Genomic DNA, 26038 nt, shown 5'->3' on the forward strand with positions numbered 1-26038 from the left:
AAATCGTTAATGGTAGATAGCCGAAATTGCAGAAATGAGTGGTGATATTTTTAAATTCATTACCCTGATGTTTCCTGGATAACGTTTCTTGCCGATAGCAACTGATAAGATAATATTTTTTACATATGATATATTTTTCATGTGTTTTCTAAAATAAAAAAATTGTTATTATTTGTGCCACCTTCGTTGAAAGCCGTAACCGCAATATATCAACCTTCTTTGAGGGAATTACGAAAGCGCATTTCAGATGATAAGCGAATTGATATTTTAGCCAAAAGTTATATATTAAAAGGGTATAGATAATTTATTTTGTAAATTTTGTGTGTTTATTTATCTTATATACTCTAGTTTGATTGTGAGGGGAAATTAAATTATGTTATCACATAATAATTGGCGTGCCCGTATCGATAAGTATGAACCGAAGAAACAACGGTTCACACTGAAGAAGTTGACGATAGGGGTAGCTTCTGTATTACTTGGTTTTGCCTTTGCCGGCACCAGCACCGCTTCTGCGGACGACGGCAACCAACAAGGGGTAAAGCCTGAAGAAGGGGCCGCCAACCAAGACAATAACGCGACGGTCGCAACTGCCAGTCAGGCAACCTTGACGACTACTGCCGCATCAGCATCTACTGCATCGACGACACCAGCTGCTAGTCAAGCTTCTGCTGATGACATCAAGCAGGATCAAGCAAACTCGTACGAACAACGGGTTGCGGCGGCGCTTAACCAGTCATTAGTCCAGGCCAACGCAAGTTCAACTGCCACACCGAGTTCCGCACCGGCTGCTAATAGTGCTGCGACTGACCAGGATGCCACCCAAATCGTGCGCTACGTGAACAACGCGAACACGAATGAAGTTGTCGGCACCCAGCCATTCACTGGCAAGGTGGGGACAGTCGTTGACATTTACAATAACTTACACGCTCCTGCAAACTGGCAATTAGTCGGTGGGCAAAGTGTGCAAACAACGGCGGTCCTCCAAGCCAACGCCAACCCAATTGATGTATTAGTTGAACACCAAAAGGAAGTTGAATACGGCTTCCAACACAAGGAAGACCGTGACGTCTACCGCAAGATCACCCGTGAGATCACCTATAACTTCCCTGGTGAAGCACCACAAAAGTACAGCCAGGCGGTCACCTACTACCGGAACAAGACTACGGACAAGGTTTCCAATACCGCGACGTACAGCGACTGGGAAGCTAACACTGTTGACGAACACCAAAACAAGGTTACTTCCTTTGGTCAATTTGAAGTGCCTGCTGTTCCTGGCTACCAGGCGGCAGCTTCTGGTGCCCACATCATCAGCCAAAATGGCAAGCAATACTTAGCAGCCGTTGACGTAACCGCAGATACGCCATCAGTCTCCGTAACGGTTAACTACGCTCCGGAAACCCACCAGCTGGTTATCAACTATGTCGACCAAGCTGACCACAATAAGGTTGTCGCTAGCCAAACCGTTACTGGCTACACCGGCCAACACGTCGCAATTGAATTGCATACGCCAGCTAACTGGAAGATTGTTAGCGGCCAACAAGTGCTGAACGGAATGACATTTGGTTCGAGCGATCCCGCTGCCCAAACGGTCTACGTCGAACACGCCAACACGGATGTCACTAACGACCCAAGTATCGCTGACCAACTGCAAAAGACGGTTGTTTACACAGTTAAAGGGGTAATGGGCGACCAGGATTACATGATTTCCCAGCACCAGCTGACCTTCCACCGGACGGCGACGAAGGATAGTGTTACCGGGGCGGTCATTTACGGCAAGTGGAGCAATGATCGCCAAGTGCCAGCGGTTAAGGTTGCCCAAGACGGCTACAGTGCGAAGGCTTACGACCAAAATGGTCAAGAAGTAGCGATTGTTAACGGGCAATTGCCTGCAATGACGGTTACGCCTGATACGCCAGATACAACCATTACGGTTATTTACAACAAGGACAATGAACAACCATCACAAGGCAACCAGGACGAACAAGGCGACCGGGTTGTTCGGTTTAACGTCTTTGATAATGTCAACGGTCAATTGCTCAGCACGACTACCGTGACGGGGAAGACTGGTGAGACCGTTCCTGTCCACGTCGATATTCCATACGGCTGGGTAGTTGCTCCCGGCACAACATTGCCAACTTCATACACTTTCCCGGCTACGGCCACGGTTGACCAGCAGATCTACGTTATGCGGGATAAGACCAACAACGACCTTAACCGGACCGTTACGCGGCAAATCCTCGCAAACGTTCAAGGAACCGGTGAACAAGGTACGCAAATCGGCCTCCAGCGGGTCGACTTCATGCGTAGCGGGATGAAGGACAGTGTTACCGGTCAAATGACTTACGGCGACTGGAAGCAAGAGGGGACGATTGACGCCTTCCAAATTCCACAACGGGCGGGTTACACGACCCAGGTTGACGGGCAAAACGTGACTGAGTTGCCAGCCGAAAACGTCAACGCGGATAGCAAGAGTTCCGTTGTAACGGTCGTTTACGTTCCAACCAAGGGCAATCAGACGAACCCAGCCCAAGAGCAAACAATCCACATTAACTTTGTGGAAAAGGCTACGGGTAAGATCATCGGCTCGACCCCGTTAAGCGGTAAGGCAGGACAAACTGTTGCCATCATGGACATCATCGACCAACAGATGCCAACTAACTGGGAAAAGGCAATTGATGAACCAGTTCAAAATGACGTTACCTTTAATCAAACGGTGACCCCGGACGTTACTGTCTACATCGAACACGGCCGTGAATACCAAGCAAACCGGACCGTCAACGTTGGTAACCGGATCTTAGCGCACTACGATGATGGACGGGTTGTCCAACTCGGTGGTGTTACCACTGATGCACCAGTTCGGGTATACAAGGACCTTGTTACCGGACAATTGGTTGACGAGGACTTTGCCGGGACGGTCAATATCCCTGCCTTCACGATTCCTGAAAAGCCGGGCTACACCATCGAACGGGTGGAAGGTCCTGACATCACCAACGACCAAACCCGGACGATTCCGGCAATGACGGCCAGCCACACTACTGATGGCGTGCGGACTTACACCGTTTACTACGTTTCAAATAAGCAGACGGCCAAGATCAATTACGTTGACAGCAAGGACCACAGTAAAGTGGTTGCGACCCAGACGGTAACTGGCAAGACTAACCAGGCCGTTGACATCACCCTCGATGTTCCAGCTGGCTGGGAAATTGTCGGTGGCCAAAACGTGCCATCATCAATCACCTTCGGGACGACCGGCAGTGTTCCGGACTCCACCGTCTACGTCCAACACAAGTTTGTTAACCAGGAGCCAGAAGTCAAGGAAGTTAAGCAAACAATCAATGGCGTTAACCCCGTAACTGGTGTGAGTCAACCGCTACGGGAGATGACGGTGAAGTTTAGTCGCCCCGTTGCCAAGGACATGGTGACAAACGAACTGGTCAAGGGCGACTGGAACCGGGAGAGCTACACCTTTGATGGTTACAACGTTCACCAGCTTGCGGGCTACACCGCGCAATTGAACGGGCAAAACGTCGTGCTAATCCCAGCAGAAACGGTTACGCCAGATAGTCAAAACACGGTCTACACCGTTACCTACCGGGCAAACACGCAACAAGTCCACATTAACTTTGTTGACGCAAATGACCACAGTAATACCGTTGCAACCCAAACGGTCACCGGGAAGACTGCCGAAACGGTTAACGTTAACCTCCAAGTTCCTGCTGGCTGGCAAGTAACTGGTGGGCAAAACGTGCCAACCGCATTTACCTTTGGCTCAACCCCACTTCGGGATGCGACAGTTTACATTGAACATAAGACAACGCCGGTAAACCCAACCGATAAGGGTGAATTGTCCAAGACCGTTACCCGGACGGTCCACGCTAAGTACCCTGATGGTCAAGAAGGGATTGCCCACCAAGACATGGTTACCTTCACCCGGACAGGCTCAACCGACCTTGTTACCGGACAAACCACTTACAGCAAGTGGAATGAAGAAAGCCACCACTTTGGGGATGTAGCGGTTCAACAGATTCCAGGATACACGAGCTACGTTAACGGTACCGCCGCAACGACGATTCCTGGCGAAGATGTTACCCCAACTAGTGCTAGCCAGACTGATGAAGTCACCTACAAGGCTAACGAGCAAAGTACCGAGATTAAGTACGTCGATGCGGCTGACCACCGCAATGTCGTTGCCGTTCAAAACGTCGCGGGGAAGACTGGCGAGACAGTTAACGTTACCCTCCAAGTGCCTGCTAACTGGCAATTAGTCGGCGGGCAACAAGTACCATCAAGCTTTACCTTTGGTGGCACACCATTTGCTGACACGACGGTTTACGTTGAACACCAGACGGCCGACACTACTGATACTACTGATAAGGCGGCGACCCACCGGACCGTTAGCCGGGTAGTAAAGGCCAACATCAACGGAACGACAACGGTGCTTTCAAGCATCAACGCTGAATTTAGCCGGACGGCGACGAAGGACCTCGTCACGGGTGAAACGACTTACGGCCCATGGACGAAGAACTTTACCGCCCCGGCAGTTAAGGTTGCCCAAGCAGGCTACACCGCCCAAGCAGTGGACCAACACGGCCAGCAAGTCGCCATTGTTGACGGTCAAATTCCAGCAACGACGCTTACACCAGACACTGCTGATGAGCTGATTACGGTTAACTACACGGCTAACGACCAGGTTACCCACATCAACTATGTCGACAGCCAGACGAAGAAGACGGTCGGCAGCCAAACGATTACCGGGAAGACTGGTGAATCAGTTGGCGTTAAGCTCGACGTGCCAGCTAACTACCAAATCGTTAGCGGCCAACAGGTACCAGCCTCATTTACCTTTGGTGCTAACCCAATTGCGGACACGACGGTTTACGTTGAACCTGCTAAGACCCCGGTAAACCCTGGCCAACCAGGTGACCCGAACCACGCAGATACCAACCGGACGGTTACCCGGACGATCTACGCCACCGGTGCTGGTTACAACCACGGTGTCCTTCACCAAGACATGGCAAACTTCACCCGTGGAGGGATGTACGACCCAATTAACCACACCATCACTTACAATCCATGGAACGAGGCTAATGAAACCTTTGCGGCCTTTGAAATCCCTGTTCGTGATGGCTACCAAGCCCTAGTTGACGGTAAGGTGGTTACTGAAATTCCGGCCACAACGGTTAACCCAGACAGCAAGTCAACAACGGTTGAAGTTACCTATGAACCGGTTGAACAAAGCATGAAGATCAACTTTGTCAACAAGGATAACCACAGTGAAGTCATTGGCAGCCAAACCGTTGCTGGGAAGACTGGCGAAACGGTGCCGGTTACCTTGCAAGTTCCTGCGGGTTGGCGGATGGTCGGCGGCCAGAGCGTGCCATCAGGCATTGGCTTTGGTTCTAAGCCTCACGCGGACGTCACAATTTACGTGGAACACGCTACCCAAGACGTAACGAATGACCAAGATCAAGCTGCCCAGACCCACCGGACGATCCGGCACGTGGTTAATGAAGTAATCAACGGTCAAACGGTTACTGTGGCGAGCGTTAACGCCGAATTCTACCGGACAGCAACGAAGGACCTCACTACGGGGAAGGTTGTTTACGGTGACTGGACGAAGAACGTTGAATTCCCAGCAGTTAATGTTGCTCGAACAGGCTACACCGCAACTGCGAAGACGCATGACGGCCAAAATGTTGAATTAATCAACGGTCAAGTTCCGGCAACGGTGATCACGCCAGCTAGCCAGGACGAGACAATTACCGTTACCTACACGGCTAACGACCAGTCAACGAAGATCAACTACGTCAATGTAGAAAACAACCAACCAGTCGGCAGCCAAACGATCACTGGGAAGACTGGCGAAACAGTCAGCGTCAACCTGGAAGTTCCCGCCGGTTACGAAGTAGTTAGCGGCCAACAAGTGCCAGCCTCAATTACCTTTGGTTCCAACCAGGTTGCGGATTCAACGGTTTACGTTCAAACCAAGAAGAACCCAGTCAACCCTGACCAACCAGGTGACCAGCCAGGTAAGCCAAGCACCCCAAGTACGATTGATAACCAACGGGTTGTTAAGCGGGCGATCAACGCAACCGACCCAACCGGCCGGCACATTCTCTTGAACCAGGCAATCGCCAACTTCACCCGGCCAGCAAGCATTGACTCTGTGACTGGTAAAGTGATCTACGGCCCATGGAATGAAACTAGCCATGTCTTCCCTGAGTTCCAGTTGAAGCAAGCTTACGGTTACGAAACCCAAATCGATGGCAAGACGGTGACGAGCGTTCCAGCTGAGACGGTTGGCCTCGACAGCAAGGACCAAACCATTGAAGTGGTTTACGTACCAGTAGAACAAACGGCGAAGATCAACTACGTCAACAAGGACAACCAGCAAGTGATCAGTACGCAAACCGTTACTGGGAAGACTGGTGAAACGGTGCCGGTTAGCCTGGATGTCCCAGCTGGTTGGCAAGTAGTAAATGGCCAGACCTACCCAACGGCAATTGGCTTCGGTGGCAAGGCGCAAACTGACTGGAACATCCTTGTTGAACCAAAGGCAAACCCAACTAGCCAGAGCACTGAAAAGCGGACGGTTAGCCGGGTGGTAAATGCCGTTGTGGATGGCCAGACGAGCCAGCTTGCTAGCGCTACGGTTGAATTTAGTCGGACTGTTACGACGGATACTGTCACTGGCAAGAAGACTTACGGCGAATGGTCAAAGGGGACTAGCTTCCCAGCAGTAAACGTCAACCGGGCTGGCTATACCGCAGTGGTGACTGACCAAAATGGCCACGCGGTCGAAGTAGTCAACGGTCAAATTCCGGCAGAAACAGTTACCGCTGACACGCCAAGTCAAACCATTACGGTTAACTACACCGCTGATGGGCAGACGACGCACATCAATTATGTTGACAGCCAGACCAAGCAGACGGTCGGCAGCCAAACGATTACCGGGAAGACTGGCGAGACGGTCAATGTTAGCTTGAACGTGCCTGCTAACTACCAAGTCGTTAGTGGTCAACAGGTCCCATCATCGTTCACCTTCGGCTCCACCCCAATCGCGGATACGACGGTTTACGTTGAACCAGCCGCAACGCCAGTAAACCCTGGTCAACCAGGTGATCCAAACCACGCGGACACCAACCGGACCGTTACCCGGACGATCTACGCTACTGGCGCTGGTTATAACCACGGTGTCCTCCACCAAGACATGGCGAACTTCACCCGTGGGGGGATGTACGACCCAATTAACCACACCATCACTTACAACCCATGGGACAAGGCTAACGAAACTTTTGCGGCCTTTGAAATTCCTGTTCGTGACGGCTACCAGGCCTTAGTTGACGGTAAGGTGGTCACTGCAATCCCTGCCGTAACTGTCAACCCAGATAGCCAAAGTACAACGGTTGAGGTCACCTACGAACCAGTTGAGCAAAGCATGAAGATCAACTTTGTTAACAAGGATAACCATAGCGAAATCGTCGGCAGTCAAACCGTGACTGGCAAGACCGGTGAAACGGTGCCAGTTAACCTGCAAGTTCCTGCTGGCTGGCGGATGGTCGGCGGCCAGAGCGTGCCATCAGGCATTGGCTTTGGTTCCAAGCCCCACGCGGACGTCACGGTTTACGTGGAACACGACAGCCAAGACTTGACCAATGACCCAAGTCAGGCTAGCCAGACCCACCGGGTAGTCAACCACGTAATTAACGAAGTCTTTAACGGCAAGACCACCACGGTTGCCAGCGTGAAGGCTGAGTTTAACCGGACGGCGACGAAGGACCTCGCTACTGGCAAGGTTATTTACGGCGACTGGACGAAGAACGTTGACTTCCCAGCTGTTAGTGTTGTCCGGGGCGGGTACACCGCAACGGCCAACAACCAGGCTGGTCAAGCGGTTGACTTAGTAAACGGCCAGGTACCAGCAACCGTGATTACGCCAGATAGTCAAGACGAGACGATCACCGTTACCTACACGGCCAATGACCAATCAACGACGATTACGTACGTTAATGCTAAGACGAAGCAACCAGTCGGCAGCCAAACCGTTACTGGGAAGACTGGCGAGACGGTCAACGTTAACCTGGAAGTTCCAGCTGGTTATGAAGTAGTCGGTGGTCAACAAGTGCCATCATCCATTACCTTTGGTGCTAACCAAGTTCCAGGCGCAACGGTTTATGTTCAAGCCAAGGCGACGACGCCAACCACGCCTGACCAACCGGGCGACCAGGGTAATCACGGCGATCACGGCAGTCAACCAACTAAGCCAACGGACCCAAGTACGATTGATAACCAACGCATCGTTAAGCGGACCATCAATGCGACCGACCCAACTGGCCGGCACATCCTCTTGCACCAGGACGTTGCTAACTTTACCCGGACGGCCCAAGTCGATTCCGTTACCGGGGAAGTTACTTACGGCCCATGGAACCAGACTAGTCAAGAATTTGCGGCCTTCAAGCTCCAACAAGAATACGGCTACGTAACCCAGGTTAATGGTCAGACCGTTACTGAAGTTCCAGCCGCAACGGTGGGCCTTGATAGTCACGATCAGACAGTTGAAGTCGTTTATGTTCCGGTCGAACAAACGGCGAAGATCAACTACATTAACAAGGACCAGCAAGTAGTTGGCAGTCAGACGATCACTGGCAAGACTGGTGAGAACGTAAAGGTTAACCTGAACGTTCCTGCTGGTTGGCAAATTGCTAATGGGCAGACTTACCCAACGACAATTGGTTTTGGTGGGCAACCACAAACTGATTGGAACATCCTTGTTGAACCAACGAGTGCTGACCAAGGTAATCATGGAAATGATGACCAGCCAGCACAAACGCAAAGGACGACGATCAACTTTGTTAACAAGGCTAATGGTGAAGTCGTCGGCAGCCAGACCGTTACCGGGAAGGCTGGCGAAACGGTTAATGTTAGTCTGCAGATTCCGGAAGGCTATGAAGTTTCTGATGGCCAACAAGTACCATCTTCATACACCTTTGGGACAAAGCCAATCGCTGATGCTACGGTTTATGTTCAAGCGAAGACTACGCCAGTTAACCCTGGTCAACCAGGTGACCCGAACCATGCGGATACCAACCGGACCGTTACGCGGACGATTTACGCCACCGGTGCCGGCTACAAGCACGGTGTCCTCCACCAAGACATGGCAAACTTCATGCGTGGCGGTACTTACGACCCAACCACGGGCTTGATTAGCTACCAGCCATGGAATAAGGAAAGTGAAGACTTCGCTGCCTTTACGATTCCTGTTCGCGATGGGTACCAAGCAATGGTTGACGGCAAGGTGGTAACGGCCATTCCTGCTGTAACGGTTAACCCGGACAGTAAGTCAACGACGATCGAAGTCACTTACGAACCGGTTGAGCAAAGCATGACGATCAACTTTGTCAACAAGGACAACCATGGTGAGGTCGTTGCTAGCCAAACCGTTACTGGCAAGACTGGTGAGACCGTCCCAGTTAACCTGCAAGTTCCTGCGGGTTGGCGGATGGTTGGCAGCCAAAGTGTACCATCAGGTATCGGCTTTGGTTCCAAGCCCCACGCTGACATCACGGTTTACGTGGAACACGCTAGCCAAGACGTAACGAACGACCAGGATCAGGCCAACCAGACCCACCGGGTAATCAACCACGTAATTAACGAAGTCTTCAACGGCAAGACCACCACGGTTGCTAGTGTGAAGGCCGAGTTCAACCGGACAGCAACGAAGGACCTCGCTACTGGCAAGGTTGTTTATGGCGACTGGACAAAGAACGTCGACTTCCCGGCAGTGGCAGTCACTCGCGGTGGCTACACGGCAACGGCGAAGGACCAGGACGGTCAAGTGGTTGAACTAGTTGATGGCAAAGTACCGGCAACGACGATTACGCCGGACAGTAAGGACATGACCATTACGGTTAACTACACCGCTGATGACCAGACGATGACGATCAACTTCGTCAACAAGGGCAATAACCAGGTCGTTGCTAGTCAGCCGGTTAATGGGAAAACTGGCGAAACGGTTAACATCAACCTTGAGGTTCCTGCTGGCTGGCAAGTAGTTGGCGGTCAACAAGTACCAGCAACGATTACCTTTGGTGCTAAGCCGGTTGCGGATGCGACTGTTTACATCGAACCCGCTGCCGGTAGTGACGCAACGAAGCCGGGCAGTTCCGCAGCGTCAGGTAACAGTAGTGCAGCTGAACCAGGCAGTTCTGCAGCCTCGGACAACAGCAGTGCGGCCAAGCCGGGTAGCTCCGCATCCTCAAACAACAGTAGTACGGCTGAACCGGGCAGTTCTGCAGCATCGGACAACAGCAGTGCGGCTGAACCAGGCAGTTCTGCAGCGTCAGGTAACAGTAGCGCAGCTGAACCAGGGAGTTCTGCAACGTCAGGTAACAGTAGCGCAGCTGAACCAGGGAGTTCTGCAACGTCAGGTAACAGTAATGCGGCTAAGCCAAGTAGTTCCGCAACGTCGGATAACAGCGGTGCGGCCGAACCAGGGAGTTCTGCATCCTCAAACAACAGTAGTACGGCTGAACCAGGCAGTTCCGCAGCATCGGACAACAGCAGTGCCGCTAAGCCGGGTAGCACCGCAACGTCAGGCAACAGCAGTACAGCTGAACCAGGGAGTTCTGCAGCGTCAGGTAACAGTAGCGCAACTGAATCAGGCAGTTCCGCAACGTCAGGCAACAGCAGTACAGCTGAACCAGGTAGCACCGCAACGTCAGGTAACAGTAGCGCGGCTGAACCAGGTAGTTCCACTGCCTCGGACAACAGCAGTGCCGCTAAGCCAGGCAGTTCCGCAACATCGGATAACAGCAGTACTGCCGAACCAGGCAGCACCGCAACGTCAGACGACAGCGGTGCCGTCAAGCCAGGCACCAAGAATCCGGTAAACCCACATGGGGACGGTGAGGTGGCTGAACCAGGCAATGGCAATTCCGCTGCAACAAACAATAGCAGTGCGGCTGACAACGGCGACAATGCTGTGCAAAACAACGGCAGTGCCGCACAAGCAAATGATTCCACTGCTACTGGGGATGACGCTACCCAACCAGGTAACTCCGCTGGCGACAACGGTAATGGCAACAATTCGACCATCCAACCAGGGAGCGATGCTTCACAAACTGACGATGGGGTGGCCGAAAACGCTAGTCAGAACGGTAACGCAGCCGGAATGAATACCGCTAACCAGACCGCTGCTAATACCGCAGCAGCTAGTGACAACCCTGCTCAGCAACCTGTCCAACCAGTAGTTCCACATGCTAATGGCGGCGAAACCCAAAGCCACAGCAAGGGGACGAATACCCAGTCTATCAATGCTGTTCCTAATAGCGGTCAGAGCCAAGCTGCCGCAACAAGTTCCAACAACGCTCAACGCTTACCACAAACTGGTAATGCGAATGCGGCGGAATTGGCAATGGCTGGCTTAGGACTAGCTGGCTTTGCTGGGGTCCTTGGGGCAACCAGTCGGAAGAAGAAGCGCCAATAAAGATTAATAAACACCACAAAAAGGACAACAAACGCTCAAAAACGAGTGTCTGTTGTCCTTTTTTGTAGTTCACTAATAGGAAGATAAGAAAGCTAGGTGGATAATTTGAAAGAACTGTGATTGTTTCAAAGCGCTGAAATATCACATGCTTAATTTATAAAATGATAAATATACCTAAAATGGGATAGGTGAATACAAATAGTAGAGTGCATTTTTGCAACGAAAAATAGAAAACGGCAAACGTGAAAACGCTTGTGTAAGTAAGAACGGCTTATGGTTTCTAAAACTATAACAATGATAAGCGAAAATTGGTTATTGATACATGAAGAGTTTTTCATTTGTTCATAAAAAATCAAAAAAATTTGCAAAAATGTGACCATTGATAAACCCTTGCCATTACTGGCATTTATCACTGTTTAAGCCAAAACGATAAAAAGACCGAAAAAATAACTGCCACAAATGTGTTGCCTTTTGGGCTAGAACCTTTATATTAGTAAGTATAAACAAGTCATATGTGCATTGTTTTTTATTTGTGTTTATTTATTTAATTAAACTAGCCTAAAAAGGGGGACACAGGAATGTTATCGAATAATAACTGGGAAGAACAGATTAAGAAATATGAACCCAAAAAACAGCGATTCACCATTAAGAAATTATCAATTGGTGTAGCTTCTGTTTTACTTGGATTCACATTTGCAGCAGGGACTGCTTCTGCAGATTCTACTGTTAACGCAAATGCTTCTTCCTCAGATACTGATGCCAAACAAACTGATCACAATTTAACATTAAATTCAGCAAATGCTTCAACGCTGAAGGGGGCTACTACTGAAAACCAAAGCAACAGTACTTCTGCTGCTTCACAAGCCACTGCAGGTGATGTTAAGACACCAACTGCTAATGACTACGAAGCTGCGGTTAGTGCTGCTGTTGCAGCTCAAGACGAATCAGCAGACACCCAGACCTTTAATGTTAAGGATAATGGCCGGCAAGCAATGCCAGTCAGAGCCCTAGCAAGTAGTAAGATCGACTGGTCCGGTGTTGCTAATAGTCTTGGTGGCTTTGCAAACCAATTATTAGGCAATTCTACTAACCAAAATGCAGCTAAGCCAACTGCTGCACCTACAACGCCTGATTACAGCCAGTACCGTGATGTTTCTAGCTTTAACGAATTGCAAGCTGCTGCAAACAACTTCAGCGTTCGTGGTGTAAATGTTCACGGTAATATTAATGGCTTTGGTGACCTTAATGTAAACCATAACTTCACCATCCACGGGGTTGACGGGGCGGTATTAAACCTTGGTCAAAACTCTGCGCTTACTAACAATGCTATCTTGACCCTTGACGATGTTACCGTTAACGGTAGCGTAATGGGCGGGACAGTTAACATTCGCGGAGAAGTTAACTCAAATGTTAATGCCGGCAACGCGAAGACCTTAACTAATGACCAACTCACTGCACAAATTGGTAATACTTGGCGTGGTGCTAACACCAATAACTGGAAGAGTGCGAACATCTTTGCGCAACGGGTTAATGTCTTACAAGGGGCAACCTTAAACATTAACCGTGCCATCACTGGTGACGGGATCGCCTTAACTGGTGGGGCCGCAGCCTTTAACTACGATGGCTCAACTTTCGGTTCAACTCGTCCAACTAATGACTTAGGAACCGTTAATGTTGGTATTAACGGTAAGTTGAACATTAACTTGAAAGAAGCGGGCAATGCTACCCGGGCTAATGAACAGGGATCAAGCCTTGATAACGCTTCTTCAGCAGTACGTGCTGTTGACAATGGTCACTTCATTACTGGTGATAGTGCCCAAGTAAATATTGATGCTGGCCACGGGCGGGCAATTAACTTCGGTGAGCCATTTGGTGGTAATATTACTGTTCAACCGGGCTCTAACCCGATGACCACTTGGTACAACAACCGGAATGTAAGACGGACACAAAGCGACTACCAAAATGTTAATAACTCAGTAGTCCTTGGTGATTCTACCCAAATGAACATTAAGAGTCGTGACGGGATCCTTATCGGTAACCGTGGTAACTTTACTACTGGTAACCACAGTGTCATTCACATTGATAGTAAGGGTAACGGTGCTGGCCTCTTAGGGGATGCATTTAGTTCGGTTAATGTTTCACCACAATCACAATTACTCCTTACCTCTGATGGGAAGGACCGCTCTGGTATGTTCGCTGGTGGTAACTTCATCGGTTTAGGTGAAAATGGTCAATTCAGGGTAGAACACGATGCTGTTTTCCGTTACCAGTTAGTTAACCGGCACGGTTCAGGAAATGTCTACGATGATAACATGAACATCATCTCCATTAACTCGAATGCCCAGCCGGAAGTTTACGTTGGGAACAACGCCACCTTTGATGGTCAATCTGACTACAATGACTTCTACGGGGAGATCTTCTCCTTCCCATTGGGTAACCCTCACACCGTTTTCCAGATTGACGGTGCTAAGTACGTTAACTGGGAAAAGAACGCTACTGTTGTCGGTCACCAACATGCTGGTAACCTTTACTACTCAATGGGTGATGGCTTAATCGATGCTACTGGTCAGTCATACTACATCTTCAAGTGGAACAACAACAACTTGAACGATGGTAACATTACCTTCAATGACAACACCCCAGCAAACATTAAGCAATCAATCCAAGGCTTTATTAATTCTTCTGACAAGTGGTGGTCAGGCATCACTGGCTTAGCAACTCAGTACAGTCATAGTGGTAACCTTTCCGAATGGCCAGGACACGTTGTCTCTGGTAGTGATATTCAAGGGGTTGACACTGTTGACCATAAGACTGGTACTCCTGCAAATAAGTATGCTAGTGGTCCTTCTAATAAGGATACTGGGTTTGACCCACTGAACTCACAACGGTTAGTCTTAGTTGCAACGACAATTCCAGCGCAAAAGGATAAGACTACCCAAGAAGTTGATCCATACCAAGTGATTATTCGCAAGAACGATAACCTGAAGCCAGGAGAGGTACGGATTGTTCAAAAAGGGGTTGACGGCCTTAAGCGGACAACCACTACTACTTACTACACGGTTGACCCATACACTGGTAAGGAAACATTAGACACTAGCAAGGGCAACAACGGGACAGTAACAACGACAACCGTTCTTAACACTAAGAAAGACGAAATTATCGAAGTTGGTCCACAAATTGCCCACGTTAAGTACGTTGACCAAAATGGTAAGCAACTTGGAGCAATTGATGACATCAAGGGCATGCCATTGAAGACTGACGCAAAGGGTAATGTTGTCTTTGATCAAGACGGCAAAGCAATTGCTAGTCCAATCACTGGTTACTCAACTACTAACCGGATCGACGGCTATAAACAAAATGGCTACCGTCTTGTTTCTGATGATTACACCAACACACCAAACAAGGTTTACGATGTAAAGGGCGTAACTAAGGCAACCTTAACTGCTGGTCAACCAGTTCCTGCAGAAGGTCCAACCTACGTTGTTACCTTGACCAATGCGCCAATCTACAGTCAGGGCAAGAATGAAGTTCAGACTGTTACCCGGACGATTAACTACTTGGATGGCGTAACAAACGAGAAGATTCCAGCTAAGTTAATCAAGGATAACCCGGTAACGCAAACTGCTTCAATGCACCGTGGCGTGATCGTTGATGAAAAGGGTAACTTTGTTGCCTACGGGACGATGAACAATGACGGTACTTACACGGAAAATGATAACTGGGTAATTGATGGCAACTGGGGTGCAGTTAAATCACCAGACTTGTCAGGTAATGGATACAAGGCACCACGCTTTGACGATCAGAGGCCTGCAGCGGTAGTTGCTGGTCAAGACGTAACTGCTGCCACAAAGGATACGGTGGTTAACGTTTACTACGACCACAACCATATTCCAGTAACGCCAGATAACCCACACGGTGTAAGTCCGGACGAACTTGTAAAGAACGTTAAGGAAACCGTTCATTATGTGGGTGCCGGTGACAAGACCCCTAAGGATAATGTTCAAAATGCTACTTGGACTCGTAACTTAACGAAGGACGCGGTTACTGGTAAACTAGTTCCAAACGGTGAGTATGATACTGATTGGACGCCAAGCAAGACGGACTACGCTGAAGTTAAGTCTCCGGTAGTTGAAGGTTACCACCCAGATCAGGAAACTGTTGGTGCAACTAAGGTTACTCAAGACGATATTAATGTTACTGTCAAGTACTCACCAAATGGTCAAGAAACTAAGGGTGAAAAGGACATTCCTGCAAGTCAAACGACTAAGTTTGTTGACGAAAATGGTAAGGAACTTGCCAAGTCAGTTGTTCAAAACGGCAACTTCCACTACTCAGGTGACACCTATGACAAGGTAACTAATCAGAAGATTAAAGACGGTTCATGGGACAAGGAAAGTATTAATTTTGACCCTGTTACTGCCAAGTTAATTCCTGGTTACGTTGCAATGTCAAAGACTGCTCCTGGTTTAACAGCAACTGTTGATAATCCAGATGTTAATAACGAGATTGTTTACAAGCCAGTTGGTAACATTGTACCGGTTGATGAACAAGGTAACCCAATTCCTGACCCAGCAAATCCTGGTAAGGATGTACCAAACACGCCTTACACCAACGATCAAACTGATCCAACCAAGGTAGAACCTAACGAACCAACTCCTAAGATTACAGGTTGGCACTTACAAGATCCTAAGCAAGAGACGATCACGCCAGAGGACCCAACCAAGGATACTAAAGTTGTTTACGTTAAGGATGCAATTCCTGCCACTGGTAAGGTTGTTTACATTGACGATACTACTGGTGAGACACTAAAGGCTGACGACCTTAAGGGTAACGTTGGCGAGAAGATTGATTACACAACTGCTGACAAGATTGCTGAGTACAAAAACAAAGGCTACAAGCTCGTATCCAACAATTTCGAGGATGGTAAGGAAACTTACAAGGCAGATGGTAATAACTTTGCCGTTCACTTGGTACACACCGTTGTTCCAGTAACACCAGATACGCCACCAACAGATGTTCCAGAGACGCCAGATAGTAAGCGGTTAGTTGACCCAGCCAACTTAACTAAGGACGTAACCTTAACGGTAACTTACAAGAATTCAGACGACACTGAATTCAAGGGCGAAGCTCCAAGCAACGCAACACAAAAGGTAAGATTCACTGGTTCAACCTATGTTGACGCGGTTACTGGTCAATTAGCAAATGCTAAGCAAGACAAGGATGGCGCCTGGGTTGTTGATAAGAGCAATACCGCTACACCATCAATTAAGTGGACTCCAGAAAGTGGTTCGTTTGATAAGGTTATTTCACCAGCTGAAACTGGTTACCACGTAACTAATGTTTCAAGTCACGCCGATGGTAATGATGTTGCAGCTATCAATGGGATTACGCAGAATAGTCAAAACATTGACGTTACTGTAACTTACGAATCAAATGGTCAAGAAGTTAAGAATGCTCGGGACCTTCCTGCAAGTCAAACGACTACGTTTGAGGATGAACAGGGTAATGAACTTGCTAAGCCAGTTGTCCAACACAGTAGCTTCCATTACAGTGGTGACACTTACGACAAGTTTACTGGTCAGAAGATTAAAGATGGTTCATGGGATGAAGAAAGCCACAAGTTTAACGCCGTTGACGCTCCAGTAATTAAGGGTTACGTTGCTGAAGTTAAGACTGCGGATGGCTTGACTGCAACGATCAAGGATCCAAATGTTAAAAACAAGGTTGTTTACCACAAGATTGGTAAGATCATCCCGGTTGACAACATCACCAAGAAGCCAATTCCTGGTGCAAAGCAACCACAATACCAAAATGATCAAACTGACCCAACCAAGGTTGTTCCAAACGAACCAATTCCAGACGTTAATGATTACTTCCCAGTTAACCCTGGTCAACAGGTAACGCCAGCAGACCCAACCGTGGATACGCCAGTTCCTTACAAGCAAGTTATCCACGGTACAATCAAGTACATTGATGACACGACTGGCGGGACATTAAAGACTGATAAGTTCCAAGGCTTTATCGGTGACAAGATTAACTACACGACTGCTGAGATAATCAAGGGTTACGAAGACAGTGGTTACAAGTTAGTATCTAACGACTTTAGCGATGGCAAGGAAGTCTACAAGCAAGATGGTAACGACTTTGTAGTTCACCTTGTACACACTTACACTCCAGTAACTCCTAATGACCCACACGGCATGGATCCACGGAATCTTATTAAGGATGTTAAGGAAACAGTTCACTACACGGGAGCCGGTGACCAGACTCCTAAGGATGTTGTTCAAACTTCCCAATGGACTCTTCAGTTGACTTACGATAATGTTGACAAGAAGATTGTTCCAGGTGGCAAGCTTGATAAGCCATGGGCAATTGCACCAGGTCAAAAGACAAGCTACGACGAAGTGAAGACTCCTGAACTTGAAGGCTACCACGCTGATAAGGAAACTGTTCCAACAACTAAGGTTACTCAAGATGACATTTATGTTACTGTAACTTACGCACCAAACGGTCAAGAAGTTAAGGATCAAAAGGACGTTCCAGCAACACAAACAACTAAGTTCGTTGACGAAAACGGTAAGGAACTCGCTACTAGCGTTGTTCAAAACAGCAACTTCCACTTCTCTGGTAACACCTACGACAAGTTTACTGGTAAGCAGATCAAGGCTGGTTCATGGAATGAAGAAAGCCACCAGTTTAACGCCGTTGATGCGCCAGTAATTAATGGTTATGTAGCAGAAACTAAGACTGCGGATGGCTTGACTGCAACGATTGATAATCCAAACGTTACAAACGAGGTTGTTTACCACAAGGTTGGTAAGATTGTTCCAGTTGACCCAGAAGGAAACCCAATTCCAGACGCACCAACACCGGTATACCAAAACGATCCAAAGGACCCAACCAAGGTAACACCAAACGAACCAACGCCTAATGTGCCAGGTTGGACGACTGATACGCCAACGGTAACGCCAACTAAGCCGACAGAGGATACCCCAGTTGTCTACAAGCAGGCTGTTCAAGGGACTGTTAAGTACATCGATGACACTACCAAGACAACCTTAGACACGGTTGCCTTACCAGGTGGTTACGTCGGCGACAAGATTAACTACTCAACAGCAGATCGGATTGCGGAATACGAAAAGCAGGGTTACAAGTTAGTTTCAAACGGCTTTAAAGACGGTAATGAAACTTACGCTAAGACTGGTAACGACTTTGAAGTTCACTTTGTCCACAACCTTATTCCAGTAACACCTAATAATCCTCATGGTGTCGATCCATCATTAGTTCAAAAGGATGTTAAGGAAACTGTTAAGTACGTTGGTGCCGGTGACAAGACTCCAAAGGACAATGTTCAAACTTCCCAATGGACTCGTACCTTAACAATGGATCAAGTTACTGGTCAAATTATTCCAAACGGTAAGTTAGACACTGATTGGGCAATTGCACCAGGTCAAAAGACGAGCTACGACGAAGTTAAGACGCCAGTTGTTGAAGGCTACCACGCTGATAAGGAAACAATTCCAGCAACGAAGGTAACCCAACAAGATATCACGGAAATCGTAACTTACGCACCAAATGGTCAGGAAGTTCGTGATGTCAAGGATGTTCCAGCAAGTCAAACGACTAAGTTTGTTGATGATGATGGTGTTGAAATTGCGGATGCAGTTGTTCAAAACAGCAACTTCCACTTCTCTGGTAACACCTACGACAAGGTAACTGGTGATAAGATTGCTGATGGTTCATGGGATGCGCAAAGCCATGAGTTTAACTCAGTTAACGCGCCGGTAATTATTGGTTACGTTGCTGAAAAGAAGACGGCTCCTGGTTTAACTGCAACGATCGACAATCCAAACGTGGAAAACCAGATCGTTTACCACAAGATTGGTAAGATTATCCCAGTTGATCCAGATCACAACCCAATTCCAGACGCCCCAACACCTGACTACCAAAACGATCCAAAGGACCCAACGAAGGTAACACCAAATGAACCAGTTCCAGAAGTTCCTGGCTACGAGCCAACTGTTCCAACGGTAACGCCAGAGGATCCAACCCAGAACAAGCAAGTTGTTTACAACCAAGTGGTTGATGGGACGGTTACCTACTACGATGACACTACTCATCAAATCTTAGGCGCTGTTGACTCAATTAAGGGTTACGTTGGCGAAAAGATCAACTACTCCACCCAGGGACGGATCGACAATTACCTTTCAAAGGGCTACAAGCTAGTATCTGATGGTTTCACTACTAGTGACCAAGTCTTCAAGAAGGCTCACAACATCTTTGAAGTTCACTTTGTTCACAGCTACTCACCTGTTAACCCACAGAATCCAAATCCAAAGGTTAATAAGGATGAATACAGCAGGGACTACACTTCAACTGTTCACTACGAAGGTGCCGGCAGTCAAACACCAAAGGACAATGTCCAAACTTCAACTTGGACAAGAACCCTTACGATTGACAACGTAACTGGTGCGATTATTCCAGGCGGTCAATACGACACTGATTGGGCTCCAGACAAGGATAGTTACGATGCTGTGCCAACGCCTGAAATTCCGGACTTTGCTCCTAACAAGACGGAAGTTCCAGCTAAGCCAACTGAGCAAAAGGACCTTAATGAGACCGTTGTCTACTCCCCAGTAGCCAAGGATCAACACGCGAAGGTTCAATACATTGACTTAGATGAAAACAATAAGGTGATTGAAGAATCACCACAATTGACTGGTAAGGCCGGTGACAAGATCAACTACAGTACTGCTGACGTAATTAAGCAGCTTACTGACAAGGGTTATGTTCTTGTTAACAACGGCTTCCCAGAAGGGGCTGCCTTCGATAACGTTGAAGGTAACGAACAAGTCTTCACTGTTACATTCAATCACGGTCATCAACCGGTCAACCCACAAACCCCAGGTAAGCCGGGCGAACCAATCAACCCTAACGATCCAGAAGGGCCAAAGTACCCAGCTGAATCTGATGAGGTAACTAAGGATGTTACCCGGACAATCCAATACCTTGATGCAAGTGGTAACAAGGTAAGCAGTGATGTTGAACAACCAACTCACTTTACTGCCGAAGGTGTTCTTGACAAGGTAACTGGTAAGTGGATTACGCCATTGACTTGGAGCGGTGCCCAAACTGTTCCAGCCGTTAAGAGTCCATTTGTTGAAGGTTCACACATTACTGGTGTAAGTGGCGATAGCAAGGACAAGGTTAATGTTGATGCGGCAACGCTTGATCACACGAAGGATAACTACACTGTTACTGTAAATTACGCACCAAACGGTAAGATTATCCCAGTTGATCCATCTGGTAACCCAATTCCAGACGCACCAACACCACAATACCCAACTGATCCAAGCGATCCAACGAATGTAACACCAAACGAACCGGTACCATCAATCCCTGGTTACACGCCTGACGAACCAACGGTAACGCCAGAAAACCCAGGTACGGACACCACTGTTGTCTACCGGGCAACGATTGATGCAACGGTAACTTACATCGATGACACTACTAAGGAAACATTGAAGACTGATTCATTCAGTGGTGCCGAAGGTAAGAAGAGTGATTACTCAACGAAGACATCCATCGATGACTACCTTGCTAAGGGTTACGAATTAGTAAGCGATGACTTCCCAGCAGCTGGTTACACATTTGCTAAGGATGGTTCACACAGCTTTACTGTTCACTTGAAGCACGGTACGCAACCGGTTAACCCTAACAACCCAGGCGGTGGTTACACCCCAACTGACTTGCAAAAGGATGTTACCCGGACGATCAACTACATCAACGCTGAAAATGGTGCTCAAGTAGCTGCACCAGTTAGCCAAGAAGTTCACTTTGAAGCTAACGGAACCCTTGATAAGGTTACTAACCAACTTGTTTCCGTTGATAAGAACGGTAACATCACTGGTGCTGGTGAATTATCATGGACGCCAGCCCAAAGTGTTGATGGTGTTAAGTCACCAGTTGTTGATGGGATGCACGTAACGACGGTTAGTCGTGATGCTGACGGAATCAACGTTGCTGGCGTAACGCTTAACCACGATAGCAACAGTTACGATGTTACTGTTACTTACTTGAAGAACGGTACCAAGGATGAGAACGGTGAAAACATTCCAGCTAGTCAAACAATCAAGTTTGTTGACGAAAATGGTAACCCATTGCGTGACAACAATGTTCAAACTAGCGAATTTACCCGGACACCAGATGTAATTGATGCCGAAACTGGTAAGACCCTTACTGAAGGTTCATGGAACGAAACTAGCCACAAGTTTGGCGAAATCAACGTCCCAGTAATTCCTGGTTACGTTGCGGAAGTCAAGACTGCTGGTGGATTAACGGCAACGACTGACAAGCCAAATGTTGAAACAACGGTTGTTTACCACAAGGTTGGTAACATTATCCCAGTTGATCCATCTGGCAAGCCAATTCCAGGTGCCCCAACGCCTGCTTACCCTAACGATCCAACTGATCCAACAACGGTAACGCCAGACGAACCAACACCTTCAATTCCTGGTTACACGCCAGATGAACCAACGGTAACACCACAAGATCCAACTAAGGACACGAATGTTGTTTACCGTCAGGATGTTCAAGTAACTGTCACATACGTTGACGATGTTACTGGTGGAACCTTGAAGGTTGACCGCTTGAACGGTCTTGAAGGCAAGGCAAGTGACTACTCAACGAAGAGTTCCATTGATGGTTACGTTGCGAAGGGCTACAAGTTAGTAAGCGATGACTTCCCAGCAGCTGGTTACACATTTGCTGTTGACGGTCAACACGCATTTACTGTTCACTTGACGCACACCACGAGTCCGGTAAACCCTAACAACCCAGGTGGTGGCTACACCCCAACTGACTTGCAAAAGGATGTAACGCGGACAATCAACTTTGTTAACAGTCAAGACGGTAAGCCAGTGGCTGCACCAGTTGAACAAACTGTTCACTTTGAAGCTAACGGAACGGTTGATAACGTTACTGGTAAGTTAGTAACGGTTGATGGCGACAAGATTATCCCAGATGGTCAACTTAGCTGGACACCAGCCCAAAGCGTTGACGGGGTAACTTCACCGACAGTTGATAGCATGCACGTAACTTACGTCAGCCAAGATGCTGATGGGACAAACGTTGCTGGCGTAACCCTTAACCACGACAGCAATAGCTACACTGTTACTGTTAACTACGCACCAAACGGCCAAGTTAACAAGAACGGCGAAAACATCCCAGCTAGTCAAACAATCAAGTTTGTCGACGAAAATGGTAACCCATTGCGTGACAACAATGTTCAAACTAGTGAATTTACGCGGACACCAGACGTTGTCGATGAAGTAACTGGCAAGATCATCACTGAAGGTTCATGGAATGAAACTAGCCACAAGTTTGGCGAAGTTAACGTCCCAGTAATTCCTGGTTACGTTGCCGAAGTGAAGACTGCCGGTGGCTTGACCGCAACGACTGACAAGCCAAACGTTGAAACGACGGTTGTTTACCACAAGGTTGGTAAGATTATTCCAGTTGACCCATCTGGTAACCCAATTCCAGGTGCGCCAACACCGGCTTACCCTAATGATCCAGCTGATCCAACTGGGGTAACACCAAATGAACCAGTACCAACTATTCCTGGTTACACACCTTCCGTACCAACCGTAACGCCAGAAAACCCAACTAAGGATACGACGGTTGTCTACAACCCAATCGTAAACGATCAAAATGCGGTTGTTGTATATGTTGACCAAGATAACAACAACGCTCAAATCGCAACTTCTGGTAACTTAACTGGTAAGCCAGGGGACAAGATCAACTACAGCACTGCTGATGAGATCAAGGCTCTTGAAAACCAAGGTTACGAATTGGTAAGCGATGGCTTCACTGCCGGGGCAACATTTGATGACGACGACAACACTACCCAAACATTTACGGTAGTATTGAAGCACGGTCACCAACCAGTTAACCCACAAAACCCAGGTAAGCCAGGCGAACCAATCAACCCGAACGACCCAGAAGGTCCGAAGTACCCAGCTGATTCTGATCAGGTTTCAACTGATGTAACCCGGACGATCGAATACGTTGACGAAAATGGCAACAAGTTATCAAACCCAATTGATCAAACTGCCCACTTCGAAGGTAACGGGGTACTTGATAAGGTAACTGGTGAATGGATTACGCCAATTACTTGGACTGGTGATGGTAACTTAGCTGGTGCTAAGACGCCAGTAGTTGACGGCTACCACGTAACGCGGGTAAGTCGTGACAGCAGTGATAACGTAAACGTTGATGCCACAACTGTTAACCACAAGACTGATAGCTACACCGTTACGGTAAGTTACGCTCACAACGGTAAGATCATTCCAGTTGACCCATCTGGTAACCCAATTCCAGGTGCACCAACACCAACTTACCCAACTGATCCAAGTGATCCTGCAAAGGTAACGCCAAACGAACCAGTACCATCAGTTCCTGGCTTTACCCCATCAACGCCAACTGTAACGCCACAAAACCCTGGCGTTGATACTCCGGTTATCTACAACCCAATTATCAACGACCAGCACGCAACGGTAACTTACATTGACGATGATACTAACAAGACCCTTGATATCGCTAAGTTGACTGGTAAGCCTGGTTCAACCAGTGACTACCGGACAGCTGACACGATCAAGAACTTTATCAACCAAGGTTACAAGTTAGTAAGCAATGATTACCCAGCAAACGGGGTTGTCTTCGATGATGATGACAGTGTTGACCAAAACTTCACGGTCCACTTCACACACACGACAACGGACTTCAATCCGAACAACCCAGGTAAGCCGGGCGAACCATTGAACCCTAACTACCCAGAAGGTCCAAAGGTAACCAATGATGACGTTGATTACCAACGGGATGTAACGGCAACGGTTCACTACGTTGGTGCCGGCAACAACAACCCAGCTGACAACGTCCAAAATGCTCAATGGACGCGGACAATCACCGTTGATAACGTAACTGGTGAGATCGTTAAGAGCACGGAATGGCTCAGCAACAAGGACAGCTATGATGCCGTTAAGACCCCAGTTGTCGACGGCTACTACGCTGACCGGGCACAAGTGGACGGCCACAAGGTAACAATGGATAACCTCGAATCAACTGTAACGTACGCACCAAACGGTAAGATCGTGCCAGTTGACCCACAAGGTAACCCAATTCCGAATGCGCCAACACCACAGTACCCAACTGATCCAAGTGACCCAACAAACGTAACACCAAACGAACCGGTACCATCAATTCCTGGTTACACTCCTTCCGTACCAACGGTAACACCACAAAACCCTGGTGTTGACACTCCGGTTGTTTACACGAAGGACACGGTTGTACCAAAGCCAGCAAACGATCAAACAGCTGTTGTTAACTACATCGACCAAGATAATAACAACGCTCAGATCGCAACTTCTGGTAACTTAGTTGGTAAGCCAGGGGAGAAGATCAACTACAGCACCGATGATGAGATCAAGGCCCTTGAAAACCAAGGTTACGAATTAGTAACGGATGGCTTCCCAGCAGACGCAACTTATGACCACGATGATGATGTAAACCAAGTCTTCACCGTTGTCTTGAAGCACGGTCACGCTCCAGTTGGCCCTAACAATCCACACACTCCAGGTACGCCAATCAACCCTGGCGAACCGAACGGACCAAAGTGGCCATCAGAGGACAACTACCAGAAGGAATACACTTCAACAGTTCACTTCGTTGACAACAACGGTAACAAGTTGAGCAAGGATGATGTTCAAACTTCAACTTGGGGCCGGACATTGATCATCGACAAGGTTACTGGTGAAATCACTAACCCAGATGAAAACTGGACTTCTGACATTACTGATTATGACGCTGTTAAGGTACCAGTAGTTGATGGCTACGTAGCCGACAAGGCGGTAGTTCCAGCCAAGAAGGCGGTTCAAGAAAACCTTGAAGAAACGGTTACCTACAGCAAGATTGGTAACATCGTCCCAGTTGACCCTAGTGGCAACCGGATCCCTGGTGTTCCAGTTAAGCCATACGTAAATGATCCAGAAGACCCAACGAAGGTTGTACCAAACGAAAGTGTTCCAGAAATCCCTGGCATGACACCAAGTGTAACGACGGTAACGCCAGTTAACCCAACTGAAGATACGCCAGTTGTTTACACGATGCCAACGCCAGTAACGCCACAGACGCCAAGCAAGCCAGCTGAACCGGCTAAGCCTGCACCAAAGGCACCGGTAACGCCACACGCAGATGCTCCGGCTCCTGCACCGGCTGCTCAACCAGCTGCCAAGACATTGCCACAAACTGGTAATGAAACTGGCGACTCTGCTGCCGCCTTAGGTCTCGCAGCCCTTGGATTATCTGGCATGTTAGTTGCTGGTAAGAAGCGCCGCAAGGAAGACTAAGTTGATGTTGAACGGATGAAAGATATGCGGAGAGTTGTGGTTAATTGATGAAGGTTTATTGCAAAGACTTAACAACGATGCAATGGATATAGTGGCTTAACAGATTCATAGCAACAAACTCGACGCATAGAGAGACCCACGGCTCAGA

General features: G+C 48.2%; 2 protein-coding genes. Both read left to right on the top strand.

Features of this window, described 5'->3' with window-relative positions; translation table 11 throughout:
- Positions 1-373: 373 nt before the first annotated feature.
- Positions 374-11485: a mucin-binding protein gene (locus tag CZ502_RS05740; protein WP_076460454.1), complete on the top strand. Its 11112-nt coding sequence runs from the start codon at positions 374-376 to the stop codon at positions 11483-11485.
- 578 nt (positions 11486-12063) lie between these two features.
- On the top strand, positions 12064-25890 hold the full coding sequence (locus tag CZ502_RS05745; protein WP_076460456.1) for a mucin-binding protein: 13827 nt from the start codon (positions 12064-12066) through the stop codon (positions 25888-25890).
- The last annotated feature ends 148 nt before the right edge of the window (positions 25891-26038 follow it).

This window comes from Limosilactobacillus caccae, from assembly GCF_900156885.1.
In the GTDB taxonomy this organism is placed as follows: Bacteria; Bacillota; Bacilli; order Lactobacillales; family Lactobacillaceae; genus Limosilactobacillus; species Limosilactobacillus caccae.